Annotated in this window: 19 protein-coding genes and 1 pseudogene; 7 read left to right on the top strand and 13 right to left on the bottom strand. The window is 59.6% G+C overall.

Features of this window, described 5'->3' with window-relative positions:
• The first annotated feature begins 26 nt into the window (after window positions 1-26).
• Both WFO64_RS02145 and WFO64_RS02140 read left to right on the top strand, forming a co-directional pair.
• On the top strand, window positions 27-1,382 hold the full coding sequence (locus tag WFO64_RS02145) for a formimidoylglutamate deiminase (protein WP_337008516.1): 1,356 nt from the start codon (window positions 27-29) through the stop codon (window positions 1,380-1,382).
• Complete coding sequence (locus WFO64_RS02140; protein WP_337008514.1) at window positions 1,379-1,942, top strand: HutD/Ves family protein; 564 nt, start codon at window positions 1,379-1,381, stop codon at window positions 1,940-1,942. The genes WFO64_RS02145 and WFO64_RS02140 overlap by 4 nt, the downstream gene beginning before the upstream one ends.
• Before the next feature lie 109 nt (window positions 1,943-2,051).
• Here the strand turns inward: WFO64_RS02140 and hutC are convergent, their stop codons facing one another.
• Window positions 2,052-2,807, bottom strand: coding sequence for a histidine utilization repressor (gene hutC / locus WFO64_RS02135; protein WP_337008512.1), 756 nt, complete (start codon window positions 2,805-2,807; stop codon window positions 2,052-2,054).
• A gap of 326 nt (window positions 2,808-3,133) precedes the next feature.
• Here hutC and hutH point away from each other — a divergent pair, with 326 nt between their 5' ends.
• From hutH to WFO64_RS02120, 3 genes are all read left to right on the top strand, one after another.
• Entirely contained in the window at window positions 3,134-4,684 is a 1,551-nt protein-coding gene (gene hutH / locus WFO64_RS02130; protein WP_337008510.1) for a histidine ammonia-lyase, read from the top strand.
• Window positions 4,685-4,700: 16 nt separating this feature from the next.
• A complete protein-coding gene (gene hutU / locus WFO64_RS02125) occupies window positions 4,701-6,386 on the top strand; it encodes a urocanate hydratase (RefSeq protein ID WP_337008509.1) in 1,686 nt (561 codons plus the stop codon).
• A 200-nt stretch (window positions 6,387-6,586) separates the two neighbouring features.
• Window positions 6,587-7,744 carry a M20 aminoacylase family protein gene (locus tag WFO64_RS02120; RefSeq protein ID WP_337008506.1) on the top strand — a complete coding sequence of 386 codons (1,158 nt, stop codon included), beginning with the start codon at window positions 6,587-6,589 and terminating at the stop codon, window positions 7,742-7,744.
• A 1-nt stretch (window position 7,745) separates the two neighbouring features.
• Here the strand turns inward: WFO64_RS02120 and ybiB are convergent, their stop codons facing one another.
• The 4 genes from ybiB to WFO64_RS02100 all read right to left on the bottom strand — a co-directional run bounded on the left by ybiB (window position 7,746) and on the right by WFO64_RS02100 (window position 12,105).
• Window positions 7,746-8,711 carry a DNA-binding protein YbiB gene (gene ybiB / locus WFO64_RS02115; RefSeq protein ID WP_337008504.1) on the bottom strand — a complete coding sequence of 322 codons (966 nt, stop codon included), beginning with the start codon at window positions 8,709-8,711 and terminating at the stop codon, window positions 7,746-7,748.
• A gap of 23 nt (window positions 8,712-8,734) precedes the next feature.
• Window positions 8,735-10,903: an ATP-dependent DNA helicase DinG gene (dinG, locus tag WFO64_RS02110; RefSeq protein WP_337009475.1), complete on the bottom strand. Its 2,169-nt coding sequence runs from the start codon at window positions 10,901-10,903 to the stop codon at window positions 8,735-8,737.
• Between the two features lie 123 nt (window positions 10,904-11,026).
• Window positions 11,027-11,545 (bottom strand): GNAT family N-acetyltransferase, encoded by a 519-nt coding sequence (locus WFO64_RS02105; RefSeq protein ID WP_337008502.1) that lies wholly within the window; start codon window positions 11,543-11,545, stop codon window positions 11,027-11,029.
• Window positions 11,542-12,105: a helix-turn-helix domain-containing protein gene (locus WFO64_RS02100; RefSeq protein WP_337008501.1), complete on the bottom strand. Its 564-nt coding sequence runs from the start codon at window positions 12,103-12,105 to the stop codon at window positions 11,542-11,544. Before WFO64_RS02100 ends, WFO64_RS02105 begins: the two co-directional genes overlap by 4 nt.
• A gap of 148 nt (window positions 12,106-12,253) precedes the next feature.
• Between WFO64_RS02100 and WFO64_RS02095 the strand changes: the two genes are divergently transcribed.
• The gene (locus tag WFO64_RS02095) at window positions 12,254-12,988 is read left to right on the top strand and encodes a MerR family transcriptional regulator (protein WP_337008500.1); all 735 of its coding nucleotides are present in this window, start codon (window positions 12,254-12,256) and stop codon (window positions 12,986-12,988) included.
• 175 nt (window positions 12,989-13,163) lie between these two features.
• On the opposite strand, the gene WFO64_RS02085 is transcribed toward WFO64_RS02095, so the two are convergent.
• The 4 genes from WFO64_RS02085 to osmF are packed head-to-tail and all read right to left on the bottom strand — an operon-like array spanning window position 13,164 to window position 16,913.
• On the bottom strand, window positions 13,164-13,895 hold the full coding sequence (locus tag WFO64_RS02085) for an ABC transporter permease (RefSeq protein ID WP_337008499.1): 732 nt from the start codon (window positions 13,893-13,895) through the stop codon (window positions 13,164-13,166).
• Window positions 13,883-14,830 (bottom strand): ABC transporter ATP-binding protein, encoded by a 948-nt coding sequence (locus WFO64_RS02080; RefSeq protein WP_337008498.1) that lies wholly within the window; start codon window positions 14,828-14,830, stop codon window positions 13,883-13,885. Before WFO64_RS02080 ends, WFO64_RS02085 begins: the two co-directional genes overlap by 13 nt.
• Window positions 14,823-15,998 carry an ABC transporter permease gene (locus WFO64_RS02075; RefSeq protein ID WP_337008497.1) on the bottom strand — a complete coding sequence of 392 codons (1,176 nt, stop codon included), beginning with the start codon at window positions 15,996-15,998 and terminating at the stop codon, window positions 14,823-14,825. Before WFO64_RS02075 ends, WFO64_RS02080 begins: the two co-directional genes overlap by 8 nt.
• A 3-nt stretch (window positions 15,999-16,001) precedes the next feature.
• Window positions 16,002-16,913 carry a glycine betaine ABC transporter substrate-binding protein OsmF gene (gene osmF / locus WFO64_RS02070; protein WP_337008496.1) on the bottom strand — a complete coding sequence of 304 codons (912 nt, stop codon included), beginning with the start codon at window positions 16,911-16,913 and terminating at the stop codon, window positions 16,002-16,004.
• 305 nt (window positions 16,914-17,218) lie between these two features.
• Here osmF and WFO64_RS02065 point away from each other — a divergent pair, with 305 nt between their 5' ends.
• Entirely contained in the window at window positions 17,219-18,694 is a 1,476-nt protein-coding gene (locus WFO64_RS02065; protein ID WP_337008495.1) for an MFS transporter, read from the top strand.
• Window positions 18,695-18,967: 273 nt separating this feature from the next.
• On the opposite strand, the gene idi is transcribed toward WFO64_RS02065, so the two are convergent.
• The 4 genes and pseudogenes from idi to WFO64_RS22500 all read right to left on the bottom strand — a co-directional run.
• Window positions 18,968-19,510 (bottom strand): isopentenyl-diphosphate Delta-isomerase, encoded by a 543-nt coding sequence (idi, locus tag WFO64_RS02060; protein WP_337008494.1) that lies wholly within the window; start codon window positions 19,508-19,510, stop codon window positions 18,968-18,970.
• Window positions 19,511-19,657: 147 nt separating this feature from the next.
• Window positions 19,658-21,553, bottom strand: coding sequence for a methyl-accepting chemotaxis protein (locus WFO64_RS02055; protein ID WP_337008493.1), 1,896 nt, complete (start codon window positions 21,551-21,553; stop codon window positions 19,658-19,660).
• Window positions 21,554-21,744: 191 nt separating this feature from the next.
• Window positions 21,745-22,854: a suppressor of fused domain protein gene (locus WFO64_RS02050; RefSeq protein ID WP_337008492.1), complete on the bottom strand. Its 1,110-nt coding sequence runs from the start codon at window positions 22,852-22,854 to the stop codon at window positions 21,745-21,747.
• A 175-nt stretch (window positions 22,855-23,029) separates the two neighbouring features.
• Window positions 23,030-23,173 (bottom strand): annotated as a pseudogene (locus WFO64_RS22500) (transposase); the annotation flags it as partial.
• Between the last annotated feature and the right edge of the window lie 17 nt (window positions 23,174-23,190).

Here is a 23,190-nt window from a genome sequence, read left to right as displayed (position 1 = left end):
ACAACTACATCCGATGAGGATCAACCATGGCGACTTTTTTTGCCCCGCGTGCATTGCTGGCGGAGGGCTGGCAGCAGCAGGTGCGTATCACGGTCAATCAGGCCGGTTTTATCGACGCCATTACCCCGGATAGCCACGCTGATCAGGCTATCCGGCTCAACGGCGAGGTGATCCCGGCAATCGCCAACCTGCACTCGCACGCCTTCCAGCGTGCCATGGCGGGTCTGGCTGAAGTGGCGGGCGATCCTCAGGACAGTTTCTGGACGTGGCGGGATCTGATGTACCGCATGGTCCAGCGCCTGACGCCGCAACAGGTGGGCGATATTGCCGCCCTTCTCTACATCGAGATGCTGAAAGGCGGCTACACCCAGGTGGCAGAGTTTCACTACCTGCACCATGACACACAGGGTGCGCCTTACCGTGATGATGCGATGCTGCAACAACTGATTGAAGCGGCGGAGATCGCCGGTATCGGCCAGACGCTGCTGCCGGTGCTCTATAGCTACAGCGGCTTCGGCAGCCAGCCCGCATCGGCGGGTCAGAAGCGTTTTATCCAGCAGACCGATCGCTATCTGCAGCAGTTGGTGCGGCTTGATGCGTGGCAGCAGCAAAGGCCACTGCTGAACCATGGCCTCTGTTTTCATTCGCTGCGGGCGGTGAGTGAAAGCCAGATGCAGGACGTGCTGGCGGCCAGTGATCCGACGCTGCCGGTACATATCCATGTGGCTGAACAGCAGAAAGAGGTGAATGACTCGCTGGCATGGAGCGGCGAGCGCCCGGTGGCCTGGCTGCTGAACCGCTTTGCGGTGGATGCGCGCTGGTGCCTGATCCACGCCACCCATCTGGATGAGAGTGAGCTGGCGCGTCTCGCCCGCAGCGGCGCAGTGGCGGGTCTCTGCCCGACCACCGAAGCCAACCTCGGAGACGGCATCTTTCCAGCCGTGGAGTACATCGCGCAGGGCGGACGCTGGGGCATCGGCTCTGACAGTCACGTCTCGCTGAGCGCCCAAGAGGAGCTGCGCTGGCTGGAGTATGCTCAGCGACTGCGCGACCAGCGCCGCAACCGGATGACCCTGCCCGGCCACCCGTCGGTAGGCGATCTGCTGTGGCAACAGGCCGCAGCGGGCGGTGCGCAGGCGTGTGGCATTCAGCAGGGCACGCTGGCGGTGGGACAACGTGCAGACTGGCTGGTGCTGCGGGATGAGGCGTGGCTCGGCAGCGTCGGGTCGCACGCCGTACTCAACCGCTGGCTCTTTGCCGGGCAGCGGGATCAGATTCGGGACGTGTATGTGGCGGGTAAAGCCGTGGTGGAAGAGGGGGTGCATCCGCACCAGACGGCGTGTGCCGCCCGCTTTGCTCAGGCGATGGCGGCGCTGCGATGATCGCCCGGTTCACGTACGCGGAGCTGGCGGTCAGCCGCTGGCGCAACGGCGGCGGCGAAACCCGCGAAATCATCCGCTTTCCGCCCGGCGCGGAGCGGTTCGGCTGGCGCGCCAGCATTGCGACGCTGGCGCAGAATGGTCCCTTCTCTGCCTTTCCGGGCATTGATCGGGTAATTACCCTGCTGCATGGCGATCCGGTGTTGCTGACCGCACCGGGCGTGCAGCACCTGTTAACCACACAGCAGCCCTGGGCGTTTGCCGGGGAACGGGCCTTAACGGCGAAGCTGCAGGGCAGCGTCAGCGAAGATTTTAATATCATGACGCGGCGCGGGGAATGGCAGGCAACGGTCGGGGTGGTCACCACGCCGGTCAGCACTCTGCATGGTGTCGCCTGGGTGCTGGCTGGCGCCTGGCAGACGGCTGACGGGGAGCGGCTGACCGCGCAACAGGGCGTGTGGTGGGTCGATGAAGAAACGCAACTCAACCCATGCGATACCGATGCCCGGCTGCTGTTTACCCGACTCAGAGCCTATCCCAGTAGGCGTAATTGTTGCAGGTAGTCTGGACACGGACAGCGCGGAACAACCGGAGCGTACACGTAGTACGTGAGGATTGTGAGCACTGCCCAGGTTCAGACTGACAAATAAAATAGCCTAATGGGCTCGGCTCTTAACCGTGTCCTCTGAAGCGGCCCAGCAGTTTGTAACGAGAGCCAGGATAGAGCAGCCGCGCATAGGTCACGATTTTAGTGTCGCTCCAGGTCTGACGGCGAATCAGCAGGCAGGGTTCGTGTTCATCCACCGACAGATGTTTACGCTGACGCGCATCGGGCAGCACCGCTTCAACAATGTGCTCGCCCGCCGTCAGCGGCGCAACGCGCATCAGATAGGTGTAAGGCGTCATCTGCTGATAATCCTGCGTCAGGTAATCGGGCGCGACCAGCGGATTCACCAGGCGGTCCTCCAGCTGCACCGGCAGATCATTTTCGTAATGCACAATCAGCGAATGATAGAGCGTCTGCCCGGTGGTCAGTCCCAGTACCGCCGCCTGCTCAGGATCGGCTTTGTCCTGGCCGATGGCGAGGATTTTGCAGCTGTGCTGATGGCCGCGCTGAGCGATCTCATCGGCGATGTTATGTACCTCCAGCATGGCGGTGTAGCCTTTCATCTCCGCCACGAAGGTTCCGACGCCCTGCATTCGCACCAGAAAGCCTTCGCTGGTCAGTTCACGCAGTGCCCGGTTAATGGTCATACGGCTAACGCCCAGTTCATTAACCAGTTCACTTTCTGATGGCACACGCTGATTCGCTTTCCACAAACCTTCGCGGATCTGACCGACGATGGCCTGCTTCACCCGCTGATAAATCGGGGCAGGCTCATCGCTCATTGCCGCCGCCAGTTGTGCCAGTGCCGTATGCTCAACCATTTGCTGTTCCTTATGCTGAAAGTCCCCTAAGTTTACTGTCTCACCGTGTGAATGTATATACATCCAGTACGCTGCACGGTGCTCCAATGGTGCAGCCTGCGCATCCTGATGGTGCAGCCTCTGAGTAGCGCTAATTAGTCAACCCACAGCGGGCGGGCAATCGATTTTTGTGATCGGCCTGGCACGGCACTTGCTTACTCATTTTGATTGTATAGACAAGCATAGACAAGAATTAACGCTTATGTTTCACTCGTATTATTCCGCTGGTTCAGGGCAAGGAGAGCAGTTTAGCCATACCAGCACACTTGTATAGACAGGAGTAGACTATGTCAGGTTCGTTTCAGGTTTTGCACCTGGTGCCAGGCGAGGTGGACCTCGCAACATTACGCGCTATCTATCAGGGTAACGTCACGCTGACGCTTGATGAGCCCGCGCGTCAGGCAATTGCGGCGGCGCAGCAGACCGTGGATGCGATTGTCGCCTCCGGTAACGTGGTATATGGCATTAATACCGGCTTTGGCAAGCTGGCGCAGACGCAAATCCCGGCCAGCCGGCTGGCGGATCTGCAGCGTAACCTGGTGCTGTCACACAGCGTCGGGCTGGGCGATCTGTTGCCCGACAATGTCACCCGTCTGGTGGTCGCCACCAAAATCATCAGCCTGGCACGCGGTCACTCTGGCGTGCGAATCGAACTGGTTGAGGCGCTGCTGGCGCTGTTCAATGCGGGCGTAATGCCCTGCATCCCGGAAAAAGGCTCGGTCGGTGCCTCCGGCGATCTGGCACCGCTGGCGCACATGTCGCTGATGCTGCTGGGCGAAGGTCAGGTACGGCTCAGGGGTGAGTTGGTCCCCGCCACCGAGGGACTGGCAAGCGTGGGCCTGTCGCCGTTTGTACTCGGCCCGAAAGAGGGACTGGCGCTGCTTAACGGCACCCAGGTCTCAACTGCGCTGGCGCTGCGCGGCCTGTTTGAGGGTGAAAACCTGTTTGCCGCCGGTCTGATGGCCGGTGCGCTGTCGCTGGAGGCGATTAAAGGCTCGCTAAAACCGTTCGACGCCCGTATCCATCAGGCGCGCGGTCAGCAGGGTCAGATTGCGGTCGCCGCTGCCGTCAGCACCCTGATTGAGGGCAGTGAAATAGTGCTGTCGCATACGCATTGCGGCCGCGTTCAGGATCCCTACTCCATCCGCTGCGTGCCGCAGGTGATGGGTGCCTGCCTGGACAACGTCAGCCATGCGGCGCGGATTCTGGAAATCGAAGCGAACGCGGCCTCTGACAACCCGCTGGTGTTCAGCGACAGCGGCGATGTGATCTCCGGCGGTAACTTCCACGCCGAACCAGTGGCCTTTGCCGCGGACATCCTGGCGCTGGCAATTGCCGAAGTCGGGGCCATCTCCGAGCGGCGACTGGCGTTGCTGCTGGACAGCGGCTTGTCGGGTCTGCCGCCCTTCCTGGTGCGCGACGGTGGCGTAAACTCCGGCTTTATGATTGCCCAGGTAACTGCCGCAGCCCTGGCCTCTGAGAACAAATCGCTGGCCCATCCGGGCAGCGTCGACAGTCTGCCGACCTCCGCAAACCAGGAGGATCACGTCTCGATGGCAACCTACGCCGCGCGCCGTCTCGGCAGCATGTGCTTTAACAGCGCCGCGGTGGTCGGCATTGAGGCAATGGCCGCTGCACAGGGCATCGAATTCAACCGGCCGCTGAAAAGCTCTGCGCTGATTGAGCAGGCCATCGACACCATTCGCGAGCAGGTCGCCTTCCTGGAGGAGGATCGCCTGCTGGCGCCCGATATCGAGGCAATGCGTCAGTGGGCAAGTCGCACTGACTGGCCTCAGGCATTGACCGCGCTGCTGCCGAGCATGCGCCCAACTTCTTGAATTAAAGGAATCTTCCATGAGCGAAACTCTTTCTCAGGCTGTGGCACGTGAAATTCGCGCGCCTCACGGTACCACGCTGCACTGCGCCAACTGGCTGATTGAAGCCGCTTACCGCATGATTCAGAACAACCTCGATCCCGATGTTGCCGAGCGGCCGGAAGATCTGGTGGTGTATGGCGGCATCGGTAAGGCGGCGCGTAACTGGGCGTGCTTCGAGCAGATCCTGCGTTCGCTGCGGGCACTGCAGCCGGATGAAACTCTGCTGATCCAGAGCGGCAAGCCGGTCGGCATCTTCCGCACCCACGCGGATGCACCGCGCGTGCTGCTGGCGAACTCCAATCTGGTGCCGCACTGGGCGACCTGGGATCACTTCCATGAGCTGGATAAAGCGGGCCTGATGATGTACGGCCAGATGACGGCCGGTTCCTGGATCTATATCGGCGCGCAGGGCATCGTGCAGGGCACCTACGAAACCTTCGTGGAAGCGGGCCGTCAGCACTACAATAACGACCTCAGTGGACGCTGGATCCTCACCGCCGGGCTGGGCGGCATGGGCGGCGCGCAACCGCTGGCGGGTGTGCTGGCCGGGGCCTGTGTGCTGGCGATTGAGTGTCAGGAGTCACGCATCGATTTCCGTCTGCGTACCCGCTATGTGGATTACAAAGCCACTACGCTGGATGAAGCGCTGGCGTTAATCAGCGAAGCGACCGCAGCGAAAAAAGCGATTTCGGTCGGGCTGCTGGGCAATGCCGCCGAAATCCTGCCGGAGCTGGTGAAACGCGCCCGGTCAGGCGGGCCAAAACCGGACATCGTGACCGATCAGACCTCGGCACACGATCCGATTAATGGCTACCTGCCGATTGGCTGGGACCTGGCGCGCTGGCAGCAGGCGCGCAATGCACAGCCGAAGGCTGTAGAGAAAGCGGCACGGGCGTCTATGGCGGTCCATGTGCAGGCGATGCTCGACTTCTGTCATATGGGCATCCCGACCGTGGATTACGGTAACAATATCCGTCAGGTCGCGCTGGATGAGGGTGTCAGCAACGCCTTCGACTTCCCTGGCTTTGTGCCAGCCTACATTCGTCCACTGTTTTGCGAAGGAAAAGGCCCGTTCCGCTGGGTGGCGCTGTCCGGCGATCCAGAAGATATCTACAAGACCGACGCCAAACTCAAAGAACTGTTCCCGCACCACAAAACGCTGCATCGCTGGCTTGATATGGCGCAGGAGCGCATCGCCTTTCAGGGGCTGCCTGCACGCATCTGCTGGCTGGGACTGGGCGAACGACATCTTGCCGGTCTGGCGTTCAACGAAATGGTACGCAACGGCGAGCTGAAAGCGCCGGTGGTGATTGGCCGCGACCATCTCGACTGCGGCTCGGTCGCCTCCCCTAACCGTGAGACCGAAGCAATGAAAGATGGCTCAGATGCAGTTTCAGACTGGCCGCTGTTGAACGCGCTGCTGAATACCGCAGGCGGTGCGACCTGGGTCAGCCTGCATCATGGCGGCGGTGTCGGCATGGGCTTCTCGCAGCACGCCGGCGTGGTGATTGTCTGTGACGGCAGCAAAGAGGCTGATGCGCGGCTGGGTCGGGTATTATGGAACGACCCGGCCACCGGGGTGATGCGCCACGCCGATGCAGGTTATGAGCTGGCGCAGCGTTGCGCCACAGAGCATGGCCTGAACCTGCCGATGCAGAAGTAATACGTTGAACGGGGCGAGCAGCAGCTTGCCCCATTTTCTTCGCTTTTTTCCATCCTGAAGCCCTGCCCGGACATCACTTCCTTATTACTTATTCCATTTTGATTTAGCCTATAGCCAGATTTCGTCCTGCCGGCGATAGACGCAGCGCCACCCGACCTCTAAAGTGAAATCTTCTCATTCTGTATGGAGCGCGATTCTGCATGACCCTTTCCCCTGCCCTGCTTGAAGATGCCCTGCGCTGGCGCCGTGCGTTTCATCTCCACCCCGAATTAGGTTACCAGGAACAGCAAACCAGCCAGTTTATCGCTGAAGAGTTAGCGCGGGCGGGATTGCAGGTGTTTCGTGGCCTGGCGGGCACCGGGGTTATCGGCACGCTGGAAAACGGTCCCGGCCCGGTTATCGGGCTGCGTGCAGATATGGATGCGCTGCCGATTACGGAAAAAGGGACCGCTGAGTGGCGTTCCGCGACGCCCGGCGTGATGCACGCCTGCGGACACGACGGTCACAGCGCCATTCTGCTGGCCGCTGCCCGGCAGCTGGCCGCCACGCGCCAGTTTAGCGGCACGGTTCATTTCATTTTTCAGCCTGCCGAAGAGAATCTGGGCGGTGCGCGCAAAATGGTGGAAGAGGGATTGTTTCAGCGCTTCCCGATGGATGCGATTTACGCGATGCACAACTGGCCAGGGTTGCCGCTGGGGTCACTGGCGGTTAACCCTGGCGCGATGATGGCGTCGCTGGATTCATTTGAAATTACGCTGCACGGCAAAAGCTGCCACGCGGCGATGCCGGAAAGCGGGGCCGACCCGATGGTGGTGGCGGCCGAACTGATTCTGGCGCTGCAGACGATTCCGTCACGTCGGCTCTCGCCGCTCGCTTCAGCGGTGGTCAGCGTGACGCAGATCCACGGTGGCGAAGCAATCAACGTGATCCCGGAACAGATTGTGCTGCGCGGCACGGTGCGCTGTCTGCAGACCAACGTGCGCGAAAAAGTACGCGGGCTGATTGATGAGTTTGTCGCTACTCTGCCGCGTCCGTTTGGCGTCAGCGGGGAGATTGACTGGCTGCCAGGCTATCCGGTCACCGCCAACCATGCGGGCCCGGCTGAGCAGGTGCGCGATGTGGCGCTGGCAACGCTGGGAACAGAACAGGTTCACTGGCAGGTCAATCCCTCGATGGCGTCAGAGGATTTTGCCTGCATGATGGAGGCCTGTCCCGGCGCTTACTTCTGGCTGGGCGCGGATGGCGAAACGCCTTCCGCCCCGCTGCACAATGCCCGCTATGACTTCAACGATGCACTGCTGCCCATCGGTATTACCTTCTGGCAAAAGCTGGTTGAACAGGCGCTGCCAGCATCCTGAGTCAGTACCCGGCGGCGAGGATCTGCTGCTCTGCCGCCGCCAGCGAGTCGCACTGGCCACTGGCGCGCAGGCAGCAGGCGAGTTGCAGTCTCAGTGACGCGGGCACCGGACGCTGCTGATTTAGCACCTGTTCAATCCAGCGCGCAGTCACTTCTGCCGTCTTGTCTGCTGGCAGTTCAACCGCGACCTCGGGCTGACGCTCAACCCACACTTCCGCTTCCGATCCCGCGCCCTGAATCATGCTGATCGCCGGACAGCGCTGTGGATTCGCATAGACTTCTCCTTCGGTGCCATTGAGCAGTATCGCGGGTGCATCAATGTCACTGAAGAATTTTGCCACACGCGGCACATACTCTGGATGTGACACACTCGACAGCCGCAGCGCCGCACGTTCCGCAAACGGCGTCGCCAGTTTTGCCAGAGTATGCGCGCTATTACGCACGCCCATCCGCCAGCGCAAAGAGAGCTGTTTCGCCATCGGCGGACAGAGGTGATCGATGGTGATAAATGCCAGGCCCTGATCGATTTTTGCCTGCGCCGCCTCTGCGGTCGTCACAGGTTCGATACCCAGCGCGGCAAACACCGCTTCACTGGTGACGCGGGTCGCGTCATCGCTGACACCATGCACCAGCACCGGGAAGCCGAGTTTCACCAGCAGCAGCGCCAGCAACGGCGTCAGATTACCCTGCCGGCGCGCACCGTTGTAGCTGGGGATCACCACCGGCATCGGCCGGTTTTCCGGCGCACGCAATTGCATCATTTGCGCCTGCATCGCCTGATAAAAACCGCGCATTTCCGCTTCACCTTCGCCTTTAATACGCAGCGCAATCAGGATGCCGCCCAGCTCCAGGTCCGGCACCTCGCCCGCCAGCATCGCGCCATAGAGCGCCACCGCGGTATCAAAATCGATATCGCGGGCATGATTTTTACCGCGACCGATCTCTTTAATAATTTTATTCAGTTCCATCACTCGCTTCCGGTTAAGTGCGCTTAGCGCCGCGTGGGACATCGTTTCCGCACCGTGTTTTTTGGCGCCACGGTGGCCGGGATCGCTTCCGGCTCTGGCGTTTTCGGCTGCTCAATCGGGAAGATCGGCAGCGCCGCTAATAACCGGCTGCCGTAGGATTTGCTCAGCAGGCGGCGGTCGTAAATAACAATTTCGCCATAACATTGATGGCTGCGAATCAGGCGTCCGACCTGTTGAATCAGGGTGAATGAGGCGCTGGGTAAGCTCTGCACCTCAAACGGATAGCGCTTCAGGCTTTTCAGCCACTCGCCTTCGGTCAAAATTACCGGACTGTCTACCGGGGGAAAAGCGATTTTGTGGATATGCACCTGGCTCAGCAGGTCGCCTTTCAGATCGAGTCCTTCGGCAAACGACTGCAGACCAATCAGAATACTGGTTTCCCCTTTGGTTACGCGCTGACGATGCAGATCGACCAGGCGGCTGCGCGGCTGATCGCCCTGCACCAGCATCGAGAGACGCAGGTCGGGCAGGCAGGTGACAAACTGCTGCATCGCCCGGTTGCTGGCAAACAGCACCAGCACGCCCTTGTGCTTTTTCTCCGCCATCTGCTGACGGAAGAAACCGGCCATCTCCGCGATGTGTTCCGCTTCATGGGTCATCAGCGGCTCAAAGCGCATCTGCGGGATCACCAGCTTGCCCTGCTCCACGTGGTTGAAGGGGGAGTCGAGCGCCACAAAGCGGTCGCCCGCTTTCTCGCTGAGCCCTGACATCTCCTGCAAGCGATTGAAGCTGTTGAGCGACCGCAGCGTGGCGGAGGTGACAACAACGTGCGGAATTTTGCGCCACAGCATCTTTTCCAGCTGATCGCTGACGCGGATCCCGGCGCAGTGAAACAGCAGGTGCGCCTGTCCTTCGCGCAGCTCGCGGGTGATCCACTTCGACACCGGTGCGCCAGAGGCTTTTTCCATCGCCGCCAGCCGCCACAGTTTGCTGACCGATTCGAACCAGCCAAACTGGCGATTAAGCTGCAGCAGATTGCGATGCAGCCTCACCACATCCACCTTGCCGGTTTGCTCGCTGAGCGCATTAATCAGGCCTTCGCTCAGGCCGCGCAGGGCATCGCTAAGTTTGAACAGCCGGGCGCAGAGATCCAGCAGATCCTGCGGCAGCGCGCCCAGCACAAAGCGGAATTCGCCCGGCTGATTATGCGGCGGCAGCAGCGGATTCAGCACCTGAGCAGTGATAGCCAGCAGTTCGCGCAGCTCATCACAATGCGCTTTCAGCCGCTCCGGATTAGCCAGCGGCGGCGGCGATTTTGGCCGCATCTGCGTCATGATGCTTTCTACCAGCTTGATAAACAGATCAAGCTGCAGGCTGCTCCAGCCTGGCGTAATGTCGGCGCTCATCTCCAGCGCATCACGGGCCACGTCCGGCAGATGATGCCCTTCATCCAGCACCAGCATCAGATTTTTAGCGGGCGGCAACACCGACTCATTCTCCATCGCTGCCATCACCAGCGCATGGTTCGCCACCACCACATCCACCTGCTCGATCTCGCGCCGCGCCACAAAAAACGGGCATTCGCGATACCAGTGGCAGTGCGCGCCAAGACAGCTCGCTTTGTCGGTGGAGAGGCGCTGCCACAGACTGTCGCTGACGTTCTCCTCGCTGTGATCGCGCAGGCCGTCCCACTGGTAACGATCCAGCGATTTCTGTAACAGGCCACACTGGGTCTGCTCTTCTTTGGTGCTGCTGACGGCATCATCATCCAGATAAAGCAGCAGATCGCCCTGCTGGTCGTCATCGGCCGCCATCGCCGCCAGATTGCGCGGACAGACATAACGCCCGCGGCCAAAGGCAGCGGTGAAAGTGAGATCGGGGATAATTTTCTTCAGCAGCGGCAGATCTTTGGTGAAAATTTGATCCTGCAGCGCCACGTTAGCGGTGCTGATTACCAGCTGCTTTTCCTGAGCGCGGCTGGCCGCGATGCCCGGAATCAGATAAGAGAGGGTTTTGCCCACGCCGGTCGGCGCTTCGACCGCCAGATGGCGCGAATCGTCGCCCGCCAGACATTTCGCCACTTCGGCAATCATCTGGCGCTGCGGCGCACGCGGGATAAAATCAGGCACCTGCTGCTGAAGCGCTTTGTACCACTGCGCTATCTGGCTTTTTACTGCGGCTGTCAGGGCCATGATTTGCATTACCACACCGAAAAAATGGCCTGTATTTTTACACAGTATCCCGACGGCGTCAGCTTTCGCGCCGAATTTTTCGTGCGCCGTCGTAAATTTCAGCCATTGCCCGACGGCGGTGATTTACGCCAGCACTGTGTACATATAGGTGGTGGCATCCAGCACGCCTGCGGTCGATTCCGCATAAAATGGGATCGAGCCCGCTACCTGCCAGCCCAGCGAACGGTAGAGGTCGCTGGCGACATCGCCGCTGCGCGTATCCAGCACCAGCAGGGTTTTGCCCTGCACCCGTGCCCGCTGCTCGGCACGCTGCATCAGTTCACGGGCGATGCCCTGACGGCGCGCCTGCGGATGCACCAGCAATTTGCTGATCTCCGCCCGGTGGCGACCGTTGGGCATGGCGCTGCAACTCAGGATCACTGTCGCCACGATGCGACCGTGCTGACGGGCGACGAAGAGTTCGCTGTCGCCGTCTGACAGACTGCCGATCCGCTGCTGCCAGAATCGCGTCATGGCCTCATCGTCGTCGGCATCAACAAAGCCGACGCTGGCGCCGTCTGCCACGCAGGCCTGCAAAACGCCGGTCAGTTCGTCCACCTGCTGTTGCGCCTGCGTCGCGCTGAGTATTGCGTAATCAATCATGGTTTCGCCACCACCAGTAAATAGCGCGCGCCGTCGGTCAGGTGCGCCTCAAAAGCCGATTTTCCAATCAGATGGAAACGTAAGCAGTCGCCAGGCTGCAAGGTCCACTGCTGAGATCCCATCGTGATGGTGAGACCGCCTTCGCGCAGCCAGATATGCTGCTCCAGTCCCTGGATGGGTGGCGCATCGTAATCAATACGCGCACCAGGCCGTAATGTAGCCTCAACCAGTTCGCATCTGAAATGAAGTGCAGGGGGTGAAAGAGTGCGGCGAATAAATCCGCTGACATCATCCTGCCACACCGGCTGCTGATCATTTCTGACCAACAGACTGGACTCTTCCTCCACTTCACTGAGCAGGCGCGACATCGTTAAGCCGTAGGCGACACACAGCCGGTTAAGCAGTGCAGCAGTAGGGCTGGTCTCGCCTCGCTCAATGCGCGATAATGACGCGCGGCTGATGCCTGTTGCGACAGAAAGTTCATCCAGCGACCAGCCGCGTTGCAGGCGTAATTCTGCCAGCCGCACCGCCAGTCGTTGCTCAGTATTCAACTTCGACATGGTTTTTCTCATATTTGGGAATAATTCTCTTATTTGAGATATAGCCTGGCAACGCCCTCTCCGTCAAGTTGTACATTGAGAAATGTATTGTACAACTTAATCTGCTTCGTTATGGTAACGGCACTCAGACCAATCGAAAGAGGAATTTATGACCTTATACAGTATCGGTGACGTTGCCGAGCGCTGTGGCATAAACCCAGTCACCCTGCGCGCCTGGCAGCGTCGTTATGGCTTACTGAAGCCGCAGCGTACCGAAGGCGGGCATCGCCAGTTTGATGAAGAAGATGTTCAGCGCATTGAAGAGATCATGCGCTGGATTGAAAGCGGCGTGCCGGTCGGTAAAGTTAAGGCACTGCTGGAAGGTGGCGATGTTGATGCCCATGACGGCTGGACCACACTGCAGGATGAGCTGATCAGCGTACTGCGTCACGTCAGACCCGCTAAACTTCGTAATAAAATTGCCGCGATTGGCCGCGAGCATCCGATTGATGAGCTGATTGACCACGTTTTTATGCCGGTGCGCCAGAAACTGAGTCTGGACCAGAACACCGCCCGCACGATGTGCAGTTTGCTTGATGGTGTGCTGATCGACTATGTCGCGTTTTGCCTGACCGGCAGCCGCAAAAAATCGGGTAAAGATGCGCTGATTATTGGCTGGGGCATCGACGATCGTACCCGCATCTGGCTGGAAGGCTGGCGTCTGTCGCAGCACGGCTGGCGGATTGATGTGCTGGCAGAACCGCTGGATTTGCCACGTCCCGAACTCTTTCCCGGCATGAATATGTTTGTCTTTACCGGTAAAAAACTGACCCGTCGCCAGCAGGAACAGCTGTCACACTGGCAGGAACAGGGCTATGCCGTGCGGTTACACGAACCTGCCTGATAACAAAAACGCACGCCGGGCACTTTGCCTGCTGCCTTGCGCGCGCTATTATCCCCGCCTCACTGTTCACGAGCTCAGGTTTTACACATGAATGTTAAAAAAGCTTTCTTCGCCACGCTGTTTTTTATTATGGCGGCCGGCGGCACCAGCGGTCTGATGCTGGTGGGATACTCCCTCATCGTTCATTCACGCTAAGCCAGCGCTGCAGGCGCTCAAACAGGCGGTCACTGACTATCGCCAGCAGCGCCACCAGTAATGCTCCCTGAATCACATAGGCTGTATTAAAGCCGCTTAAGCCGATAATTACCGGCGATCCCAGACTTTTTGCGCCGACCGTCGAGGCGATAGCCGCGGTGCCGATGTTAATGATTACCGACGTGCGTATCCCGGCGATGATCACCGGCGCGGCCAGCGCCAGCTCAATCTGCCACAGCCGTTGCCAGCCACTCATGCCGACCCCGATGGCGATCTCCCGACTGCTGGCTGGTACGCTATCAATCCCCGCCAGCGTACCCTGTAAAATCGGCAGTAACCCGTAGAGCAGCAGCGCCACGACTGCGGGCCACGCCCCAAAGCCCATCACCGGCACCGCAATGGCCAGCACTGCTACCGGCGGAATAGTTTGCCCCGCCGCCACGAGGGTTTCTATCAACGGCCGGAAAGCACGGCCCGTTCGCCGCGTCACCAGCACGCCACTGCCGATGCCGATAACAATTGCCAGCAGGCTGGCGGTCATCACCAGAAACAGATGCGCCAGCGTCAGCTGCCAGAAGCTCTCCTGCTGATAAAGTGGCCGCGCCAGGTCCGGAAACCAGCGATGAAACAGCGGCCCGCTGTAAGGCATCAGAGTCAGCAGCGCGCCGTAAAGCAGCACCAGCCACAGCAGCGGATCCCTTAGCCTGCGCATGTTAATGCCTCGCGCAGTTGCAGCAGGTCGCCAAAATGGAGCACGCCCAGCGGCTGCTGCTGATCGTCGATGACGGGCAGTTTATCCGTGCGCCGCGCGATAAACTGCGACAGGGCGTCGCGCAGCGTCAGTGCGGCAGCGATCGGTTCACCTGACAGCCACTCGCCGCGCCGCACGGCATCACCGACCTGCTCCAGCGACAGCAGCCGTACCCCCATTTCACTGCGACCAAAGAAGTCGCGCACAAATTCATTTTTCGGCTGAGTCAGCAGCGCCACCGGCCTGCCCTGCTGAACAATCTCACCGTTATCCATCAGCACGATACGGTCCGCCAGCGTCAGCGCTTCGTCAATGTCATGGGTCACCAGCACGATAGTGCGGCCCGACAGACGATGAATACGCAGCATCTCCTGCTGCAATACGCCGCGTGTTACCGGGTCGAGCGCGCCGAACGGCTCATCCATCAGCAACACCTCCGGGTCCGCTGCCAGCGCCCGCGCCACACCTACCCGCTGCTGCTGCCCGCCCGAAAGCTGATGCGGATAGCGATTCAGCAGCTGCGCGTCGAGATTCAACAGCGCCAGCAGCGCCGTGATGCGTTCATTGACCTCTGATCCAGGCCAGCCTAGCAGGGCCGGCACCGTGGCGATATTCTTTCGCACTGTCCAGTGCGGGAACAGGCCAATTGACTGAATGGCATAGCCCATACGTCGCCGCAGCATACGGGCATTGAGCTGGCGAATCGACTCCCCGGCAAAGCGGATCTCACCGCTATCAAACTCCACCAGCCGGTTGATCATCTTCAGGGTGGTGGATTTGCCGGAGCCGGAGGTGCCGAGCAGCACGCAGAACTCCCCTTTTGCCACGTGCAGCGACAGATCTTTCACCGCCGCTTTGCCGTTAAATGCGCGGGAAACGCCGTCAAACTCAATCATCTTTTCTCTCCAGCAGTGAAATCAGCAGGCGGAACAGCGCATCGATGACCACCGCCAGCGCAATCACCGGGATTACGCCCAGTAACACCAAATCCAGCGCATTGCTTAACAGCCCCTGGAAAATAAGCGTGCCAAAACCACCTGCGCCAATCAGCGCCGCGACCACCGCCATGCCCAGTGTCTGCACCACCACCACCCGCAGGCCAGCCAGCCAGACCGGCAACGCCAGCGGCACATCCACCGCGACAAACTGCTGCCAGCCGCTCATGCCCACGCCGCGCGCGCTTTCGCGCACCTCGGGCGGCACCTGTTGCAGCCCGACCACCACATTGCGCACCAATGGCAACAGCGCGTAAAGCACCAGCGCGATCAGTGCCGGTGCCATACCAATGCCGCTAATGCCCCAGTCACCCAGCCACGGAAAATGCTGAGCCAGTCCGGCCAGCGGCGCAATCAGCAGACCAAACAGCGCCACCGACGGCACCGTCTGAATGACATTCAGCACGCCAAACACGCTTCCCTGCCAGCCAGGCCGCCGGAACAGGGTGACGCCCAGCGGCAGCGCAATAATCAACGCAGGCAGAACCGTACCGGCCAGCAGGCTGAGATGACGGCTCAGCGCCGCATCAAATACCGCGTGGCGGTTGGCATACTCTTTTAGCAGAGAGAGATCGCTGAGCTGACCACTGAACAGCAGCAGCAGCGGCAGCAGCCAGACCTGCAGATTGAGCAACAGCTGTGCCAGCCGATGCGGGGTCAGCTGCCGCACCTGATCGGTGATCAGCAGCAGGATCAGCGCACCGCTGCACCACAGGCCGCTGGCAAAGCTGGTACGCGCCAGACGACTGCCTTGCTGGCTGAGTAACGTCGCCTGATGACCGCTCAACCAGATGATCGCGGCGAGCATCAGTTCCGCCGCCAGCAGCGCCACCATCAGCGTGACGCGCCCGGGCTGACGCCACAGCAGCAGCCACAGCGCCACCAGCGGCAGCAGCAACAGCCCGAAGCGGTTTATCTGCCAGCCCATCAGCGGTTCACCTGCCACCAGTCGGTTAGGCGCGACGTTGAGAAACGGCAATGCAACCAGCGCCAGGCTCAGCAGCGTCAGCAGTAGCAATGCCACCGGCTGCTGAGCCGGACGGCGTATCGCCTCCCGCGATATCTGCATCGGTTACAGCAGCTTTTTCTGCTGCAGCCACTCGGTCGCTACGCTGCTGGCATCCTGCCCCTCCACGGCGATTTTGGCGTTGAGCTGTTGCAGCGTCTTTTCGTCGAGCGCGCTGAACACCGGTTTCAGCCACTCTGCAATCTGTGGATGCGCTTTCAGCACCGACTCCCGGATCACCGGCGTCGGCGCGTAAATCGGCTGAACGCCTTTGGGATCGCTGAGCGTCTGCAGACCCAGTGCCGCCACCGGGCCGTCAGTGCCGTAAGCCATTGCCGCGTTCACGCCGGACGTCTGCTGTGCCGCCGCGCTGAGGGTAACAGCGGTATCGCCACCCGCCAGCGACAGCAGCTGATCCTGCTTGAGGTCAAAACCATAGGCTTTTTCAAAGGCGGGTAAGGCATCGCTGCGTTCGATAAATTCGGCTGAGGCGGCCAGTTTGAAGGTGCCGCCTTTTTTCAGAAAGGCGCTGAGGTCGGCCAGCGAGGTGAGCTGGTTCTTCACGGCCAGCTCTTTACGCACGGCAATGGTCCAGGTGTTGTTGGCCGGCGCCGGTGTCAGCCACACCAGATGGTTTTTCTCTGCGTCGAGTTTCTTCACCCTCGCGTAGCCTTCGGCGGCATTCTTCCAGGCGCTGTCTTTTTCATCATTAAAGAAAAAGGCGCCGTTACCCGTGTATTCCGGGTAGATATCGAGTTCGCCCGCCGTGATGGCACCGCGCACCACCTGCGTCGTGCCGAGCTGAATTTTATTGACGGTTTCTACCCCGTGCTTTTCCAGCACCTGAAGGATCACATTGCCCAGCAGTGATCCTTCGGTATCAATTTTTGAACCGACCCGCACCGGATCCGCCGCCTGTGCCATCCCCATGCTGAGCAGCAACGCGCTGACCCCCATCCAACCCCGAATTCTGACCATGGCTTTTTCCTTATCGCAGTGTGTTTTTTTGCATTTCGTTATTGCGTCATGACTTGCAAGGCGTCGTGCGCCTGAGGGTGCAGGCTGCTCTCCTGCCGCTGAGTGGAATGCTGGCAAGGCGTGCAGCGGAAATGATCTGCTTTAAAAGCGTAGCCTGGCGTAGCGGTGATGCTGTCGACTTTGTCGAAAACGGATAACGATTTGAGATTATAAAGTTATTTTCTATAACTGAAATGAATTTACGTCTGGGCGTCTAAACGGCTATTCTCAGAAACCTGTTTTTATAATAAAAGACGCACAACATCATGTCCGACCTGACCTCATCCGCCCATGTGGCAACAGCAGGGCGTTCGCCTGGGGGCGAAACGCAGTGGATTCGCAGCGCAGCAGACGTTTCACGATTAGTGAACAGCGGCGACAGCGCCCGTAACAATGCCCGCATTGTGGTGGCCATTGCGCTGGGAGGCGTGTTCCTCGACGCCTACGACCTGGGTGCGCTGGCGTTTGGCATTAAAGACATCACGCGCGAATTTAATCTCACCCCGGCCGGCACCGGTATGGTCGCCTCAGCCATTACGTTTGGGGCCATTATCGGCGCGCTGATCGGCGGCTATCTCACGGATAAAATTGGCCGTTATCGGGTCTTTATGGCCGATATGTTCTTTTTCGTAGTGGCGGCTATCGCCTGTGCGTTTGCCCCCAATGAGTACGTGCTGGCGGGTGCGCGCTTTGTGATGGGACTGGGCGTCGGGATCGATCTGCCAGTGGCGATGGCGTTTCTGGCGGAGTTTTCAAAGCTGCGCGGCAAAGGGAATAAAGCGGCCAGCGTGGCGATGTGGTGTCCCACCTGGTACGCGGCAATCAGCATCTCCTATGTGCTGGTGCTACTGCTCTATGCCGTCTTACCCGAAAGCCACACCGACTGGCTCTGGCGGCTGATCCTTGGTTTTGGTGCTGTACCGGCAGTCATCATCATTGCCATTCGCAGCCGTTACATGAGTGAATCGCCGGTGTGGGCGGCAAATCAGGGTGACCTGAAAGGGGCGGCGGCGATATTACGCAGTGCGTGGAGTATCAATGCCCAGGTGGCATCTGATGCCGCGCTGACGCCTGCCACACCGGTGCGTAAAGCGAGCTGGCGAAACTATGGCGCGCTGTTGCAGGGCGTCTATCGCCGTCGCACCCTGCTGGCGACCATCACCTCTATCGCCTCATCGTTTGCTTATAACGCAGTGGCCTTTGGTCTGCCGGTAATCATCTCCAGCTTCTTTGCCCAGTCGATGCTCACCACCATTCTGGTGTCGCTGGCGCTGAATCTGCTGTTCGCCTTTGTCGGCGGGATTCTGGCGGTGCGACTGGTGCCGCGTCTGGGTGCGTGGAAGATGTCGGTGGCGGGTTATGCCTGTCAGTGTGTGGCGCTGCTCGGGCTGGCGCTGATTGGTCGTCCGGAAGGCGGTCAGGAAGCCGCGCTGGCGATCGGCATGCTGGCGCTGTTCCTGTTTGGTCAGGGCTTCGGGCCGGGTTCTCACACCATGACCTTTGCGTCGCTGAGCTACCCCACTTCGCTGCGCGGCGTGGGCGTCGGCTTCAACCAGACGCTGATGCGCGGCAGTTCGACCGTTTCGCTGTTTCTGTTTCCGGTGCTGGTTGCGGCACTGGGCACCGGGGTTTTCTGGGTGATCTTCCTGGCCCCGCTGGCGGGCCTGCTGGCGCTGCTGGCGATCCGCTGGGAACCGTCAGGTTATGATGTGGATGCGGAAGATTTTGAGCTGCCGCGATAATCAGGGCAACGCTCTCAATGTGCGGTGATGACGACGGCCAGACTTAAAGCGCCAGGAGCATACGTCCGCAGCAAAGCAGCGCGGGCCATGGACAAAAACGCCGGGAGCGTTTTTGAACAACGCAACGCGTTGGCCCGGCTACGGGCGCACCTCAGGGACGAGGAGCGTAATCCCCCGCGCTGAGTATGCCACGGAGGGCATCTTTGGCGTCTTTGCGAAGGAGATCTGCTCCCTGAGCCTGCACGACAGCAAACCGCACCTTAGTGCGGTTTTTTATGCCGTGACGGCCGGGAAAGGAAACTGCTCCAGATAGTCCGGGATGCGCGGGAAAGTGTGCAAAAACCACGGCGTGAATAGCTGTGGCTGTTGCTGCATCTGCTGCTCAATCAGCGCCATCGGGCGATAATCAAAAGCATCCGCTTCCTGCGGATTAAGCTGCGGCAGGCTGTCACAGACGGCAAAGAAGACGTGACCGTATTCGTGCTCGGTCAGACCGTTGCTCAACTTCAGGTTGTAGCTCAGCTCAAATACCGGCGTCAGCGACACCACCATCCCCATCTCTTCACGCAGGCGGCGCTCGGCGGCGTCGCGGGTTGATTCATGGGGATAAGGATGACCACAGCAGGTATTACTCCACAAGCCACCACAATGATATTTATCGCTGGCACGCCGTTGCAGTAACAGCTCCTGCCGGGAATTGAAGACGTAGACCGTCACCGCACGGTGCAGTAATCCTTTTTCATGCACTTCCAGCTTTTCCATCCTGCCGGTGGGACGATCGAGGTGGTCAACGAGGATAACTTCAATAACAGACATGGCGTTTCCTTGAGATTATTCCCAACTATTCTGGCACAGAATGAGCAGTTTAGGCGGCTCAACGAGGATTTTTTGCCAGCGGGCAGGGGGAGATAAGCGGATGAAGCCGTAAGAAAATCAGGCCAGCAAGGCTGGCCTGGAGAGGAATTACAGTCGGAAACTCTGCACCACCCGCTCAAGCTGGGTGCTCTGCGATTCCATTGCCTGCGCGGCAGCGGAAACCTGCTCCACCAGAACGGCGTTCTGCTGGGTGGTGCCATCCAGCTGGGTAATCGCAACGTTAACCTGTTCAATGCCCATACTCTGCTCGCGGCTGGCTGACATGATTTCGTTCATCAGGGTTGTCACACTGCTCACGCCCTTCATCAACTCATCCATAGTCTGACCCGCCTGCTCCACCAGCGCGCTGCCGGTATCGATGTTCGCCACTGACTCTTCGATTAACTTTTTAATCTCACGCGCCGAATTGGCGGAACGTTGCGCCAGGTTGCGCACTTCCGATGCCACTACCGCAAAACCGCGACCCTGTTCACCGGCCCGTGCGGCTTCTACCGCGGCGTTGAGCGCCAGGATATTCGTCTGGAAGGCGATGCTGTCGATCACGCTGATGATATCCACCACTTTACGTGACGAGTGATGAATCTCACCCATGGTGGTGACCACCTGACGAACCACTTCGGTGCCGCGCGCGGCCACCTGTGAGGCATCGCCCGCCAACTGGTTGGCGTGAGTCGCATTGTCGGCGTTCTGACGTACAGTGCCGGTCAGCTGCTCCATTGACGCGGCCGTTTCTACAATCGAGCTGGCTTGATCTTCAGTACGGGAGGAGAGATTAGCGTTGCCGCTGGCAATTTCCCGCGACGCGGCGGTGATCGCCAGCGCGCTGTCACCCACCTGCTGCAGCAGCCCCTGCAGATAGCTGATGAACTGGTTAAAGCTCTGTGCGACCGCGTTGAACTCCGGGCTGTTGCTGGCTGGCAGACGCTGGGTCAGATCTGCGCCACCAGTCGACAGTGCTTCAATGTTGCTGTTCAGCACGCCAAGACGTTTCATCATGGCGCGGACAAAGCCCAGCGACACCAGCAGCAGGATCACTGCCAGTGGGATCTGCACCAGACCCAGGCGGGTCAGCATGTTGTGCGACTGCGCTTTCAGCAGGCTGGTCGGCAGGCTGCTGGCGAGATACCACGGACTGCCGGGAATGGCCTGCACGAACAGCGTCTGCTCGCCTTCACTGCTGTCAAAGGTGGTTTCCAGCGGCTGGCTGCCAACGCCGTTCAGCAGCGCTTTCAGCGGTGCTGCCATCGGCATCTGCACGTCAGCCAGGTTCTCCAGCTTCGGCGCGGCTTTCACCAGCGCACCATTGCCCACCACTTTGCCGTCGGCTTCGACGATTAGCACGTTGCCATGAATGGTTTCACCCATCTGCTTCGCCAGCTGGTTAAAGAACCCCAGAGTCACGTCGATAGTGGCGACACCCCAGGCGGTGCCATTGCGGTAAATGGCCATAGCACAGTTAGTACGTGGCTGCGGACTGGCGGCATCCTGGTAAGCTTTTGCCCAGGCACACTGGCCTTTGGCGGCAGCCAGACCATCTTTGTACCAGGGTTGCTCCCAATATTTGTCGGCGGCGTCGGCGTTCCAGTAGGTGTTGACCTGCAGTTCATTGCTGGCATTACGGGCAAAGAAGCTGCTGTCTTTCTCTTTGGCAGGGTCACGAAGATTTGGCAGGGGCCAGATACCGCCGCCAAAGACGTTGCTGTCCTGATACTGGTTTACCAGCGCGGGTAACAGGGTGTCGATGGTGGCGCTGTCCATCACAGATGCGGCTTCGGTAATGGCACGTTGCTGGGCCTGAACGCGGTTCATCTGTTCAACGATGCCGGCGGCCAGCGAATCGACCTGATAGCGAACCAGGCGGCTTTCGCTGTCAACCAGCTGCGGCGCGACAAACTGATTGATAACCCAGACTGTAACGAGTAAGAGCGCAACAAAGAACGCGAGCATTGTTGCAGTAAAGCGGGATTGTGTTGTTTTAAACATCGTTGTTCCCCTGAACCTGGTGCGGCGCGATTGCCTGATCCGGTTTAACGGCGCGGCACAGAGGAACTTGAGATGAGCGGGATCACATATTTAAGAAATGTTTGATTTTTGTAAAAATTTAATTTCAAATTGAAACTATCACCTCCCCGACGGGCGCCGGGGAATGGGCAAGCAGCCGCGTCATGACTGGGCTACTCTGCTGAACTGACGACCTGCTGGCGCGGACGAAAGATGTGATTATTGCCATCCGCCGTTAACAATTCCCGTAACTTCTGACCACCATGTTCATCTGCCTGAGCGAACTGCCGTTCCGCTTCCGTAATCGGCGTAGTCCAGAGCAGAGTCGGGCGATCGCCATCGCGTTTCGGCAATTTACACTGCGCCTGTTCGGTTGCCAGTTCATTCGCCAGCAGGAAGCTTTCAAAGCCGACCGGTGCGACTTCCGACGCCAGCGTGTGGCCTTCGCCCAGCCAGGTCAGCCGCGCCCACGGCAGATGCACGAACTCCGCCAGCGCGCTGGCCATCTGCACCGCGTTGCCTTCGGTCATCACTTCGCCGTCAACCGCCATCCCCAGTTCAATACGGCGATACTGCGGTGCCAGTTCATCAAACAGATAATCGACCTGCGGCATAGGCCGGATGCTCATGCCGATCGTCAGGAAATACCAGATGCCCTGATGCCAGTGCTGTGAAATCGCCATCGGCGGCCAGCTGCCCTGATCAATCGCGTAATATTTTACCGACTCACCAAAGCGCGCCTGATAGCAAGCCATCAAATCCTGCTGGACCTTGTCCCATTCACTGCCGTCGTGCCATTCGCGCCAGAACTGACGCTGATGCTCCGCACGGGCATAGTAGTCATTGGTCGATGCCGACCCCAGCGGGGCCGTGAGCCGGTTTTTTTTGATGCAGCCTGCGGAAAAGCTCACCTGCTTCTCCTGATAGAGACTCCAGCCGGGGATGACCGCCAGCAACTGGCCGTAATACCACAGCGCCGCGCCATCATCGCTGGGCTCCCACAGGATCTGCAGACCGGCGGGGTCCAGCGCAGACTCCGCTTCCAGGTTACGGCAATACTCAGCGCTGAGCAGCGGCGCAATACCCTGCTCCATCGCCTCGCGATCTTCCTGCGCCGGTGCGGGCAGCAGGTTTCGTAGCCAGCAGCCACGTACCGCATACTGACTGCGGAACAGGTCGGTTGGCCAGATGTAAAAATAGGCGGTGCGCGCGTCCTGTTCGACAATGGCGGTCAGGGTGCGCTGCTGATTGTGGACGTCAGCAATCAGGGATTTGTACGTCATAGTGCCTCGACAAAGCCTGGAGGAATCCATTTTCCCCGAGAATAGAGCAGGATCCTGGCTGCCGCACTTTGAGACAAGGGTAATAGTCTCAAAGTGGAGTGAGCACGTCCTGTCGCATCGCTTTATCGGGGCTGAGCCGCCACCCGCTTTTCAGCCGCCGATCGTCCTCTTCCCGTTACTGCATGTGCCTCAGTTCTGAAGGCGAAATGCCGCCATATTTCTTACGCCAGGCGTACAACCTGACATCGGAAATACCCAGCCTCAGGCAGACACCCGGCACGGACGTCCCCAGGTCGGGCTGCTTTAAGGCAAAGAGAGTCTGCTCTTCGGTTAAGC

Source organism: Pantoea sp. AS142, assembly GCF_037152305.1.
Lineage (GTDB): Bacteria > Pseudomonadota > Gammaproteobacteria > Enterobacterales > Enterobacteriaceae > Pantoea.
This window is presented reverse-complemented; position numbering and strand designations above follow the sequence as displayed.

What these genes read in the sequence shown, in the direction of transcription:
- WFO64_RS02065 (WP_337008495.1), top strand. Translation starts at nt 17,219, where the DNA reads ATGTCCGACCTGACCTCATCCGCCCATGTGGCAACAGCAGGGCGTTCG.
- WFO64_RS02120 (WP_337008506.1), top strand. Translation starts at nt 6,587, where the DNA reads ATGACCCTTTCCCCTGCCCTGCTTGAAGATGCCCTGCGCTGGCGCCGT.
- hutC (WP_337008512.1), bottom strand. Translation starts at nt 2,807, where the DNA reads ATGGTTGAGCATACGGCACTGGCACAACTGGCGGCGGCAATGAGCGAT.
- hutH (WP_337008510.1), top strand. Translation starts at nt 3,134, where the DNA reads ATGTCAGGTTCGTTTCAGGTTTTGCACCTGGTGCCAGGCGAGGTGGAC.
- WFO64_RS02080 (WP_337008498.1), bottom strand. Translation starts at nt 14,830, where the DNA reads ATGATTGAGTTTGACGGCGTTTCCCGCGCATTTAACGGCAAAGCGGCG.
- dinG (WP_337009475.1), bottom strand. Translation starts at nt 10,903, where the DNA reads ATGGCCCTGACAGCCGCAGTAAAAAGCCAGATAGCGCAGTGGTACAAA.
- hutU (WP_337008509.1), top strand. Translation starts at nt 4,701, where the DNA reads ATGAGCGAAACTCTTTCTCAGGCTGTGGCACGTGAAATTCGCGCGCCT.
- WFO64_RS02140 (WP_337008514.1), top strand. Translation starts at nt 1,379, where the DNA reads ATGATCGCCCGGTTCACGTACGCGGAGCTGGCGGTCAGCCGCTGGCGC.
- osmF (WP_337008496.1), bottom strand. Translation starts at nt 16,913, where the DNA reads ATGGTCAGAATTCGGGGTTGGATGGGGGTCAGCGCGTTGCTGCTCAGC.
- WFO64_RS02095 (WP_337008500.1), top strand. Translation starts at nt 12,254, where the DNA reads ATGACCTTATACAGTATCGGTGACGTTGCCGAGCGCTGTGGCATAAAC.
- WFO64_RS02145 (WP_337008516.1), top strand. Translation starts at nt 27, where the DNA reads ATGGCGACTTTTTTTGCCCCGCGTGCATTGCTGGCGGAGGGCTGGCAG.
- WFO64_RS02085 (WP_337008499.1), bottom strand. Translation starts at nt 13,895, where the DNA reads ATGCGCAGGCTAAGGGATCCGCTGCTGTGGCTGGTGCTGCTTTACGGC.
- ybiB (WP_337008504.1), bottom strand. Translation starts at nt 8,711, where the DNA reads ATGGAACTGAATAAAATTATTAAAGAGATCGGTCGCGGTAAAAATCAT.
- WFO64_RS02100 (WP_337008501.1), bottom strand. Translation starts at nt 12,105, where the DNA reads ATGTCGAAGTTGAATACTGAGCAACGACTGGCGGTGCGGCTGGCAGAA.
- WFO64_RS02050 (WP_337008492.1), bottom strand. Translation starts at nt 22,854, where the DNA reads ATGACGTACAAATCCCTGATTGCTGACGTCCACAATCAGCAGCGCACC.
- WFO64_RS02105 (WP_337008502.1), bottom strand. Translation starts at nt 11,545, where the DNA reads ATGATTGATTACGCAATACTCAGCGCGACGCAGGCGCAACAGCAGGTG.
- idi (WP_337008494.1), bottom strand. Translation starts at nt 19,510, where the DNA reads ATGTCTGTTATTGAAGTTATCCTCGTTGACCACCTCGATCGTCCCACC.
- WFO64_RS02055 (WP_337008493.1), bottom strand. Translation starts at nt 21,553, where the DNA reads ATGTTTAAAACAACACAATCCCGCTTTACTGCAACAATGCTCGCGTTC.
- WFO64_RS02075 (WP_337008497.1), bottom strand. Translation starts at nt 15,998, where the DNA reads ATGCAGATATCGCGGGAGGCGATACGCCGTCCGGCTCAGCAGCCGGTG.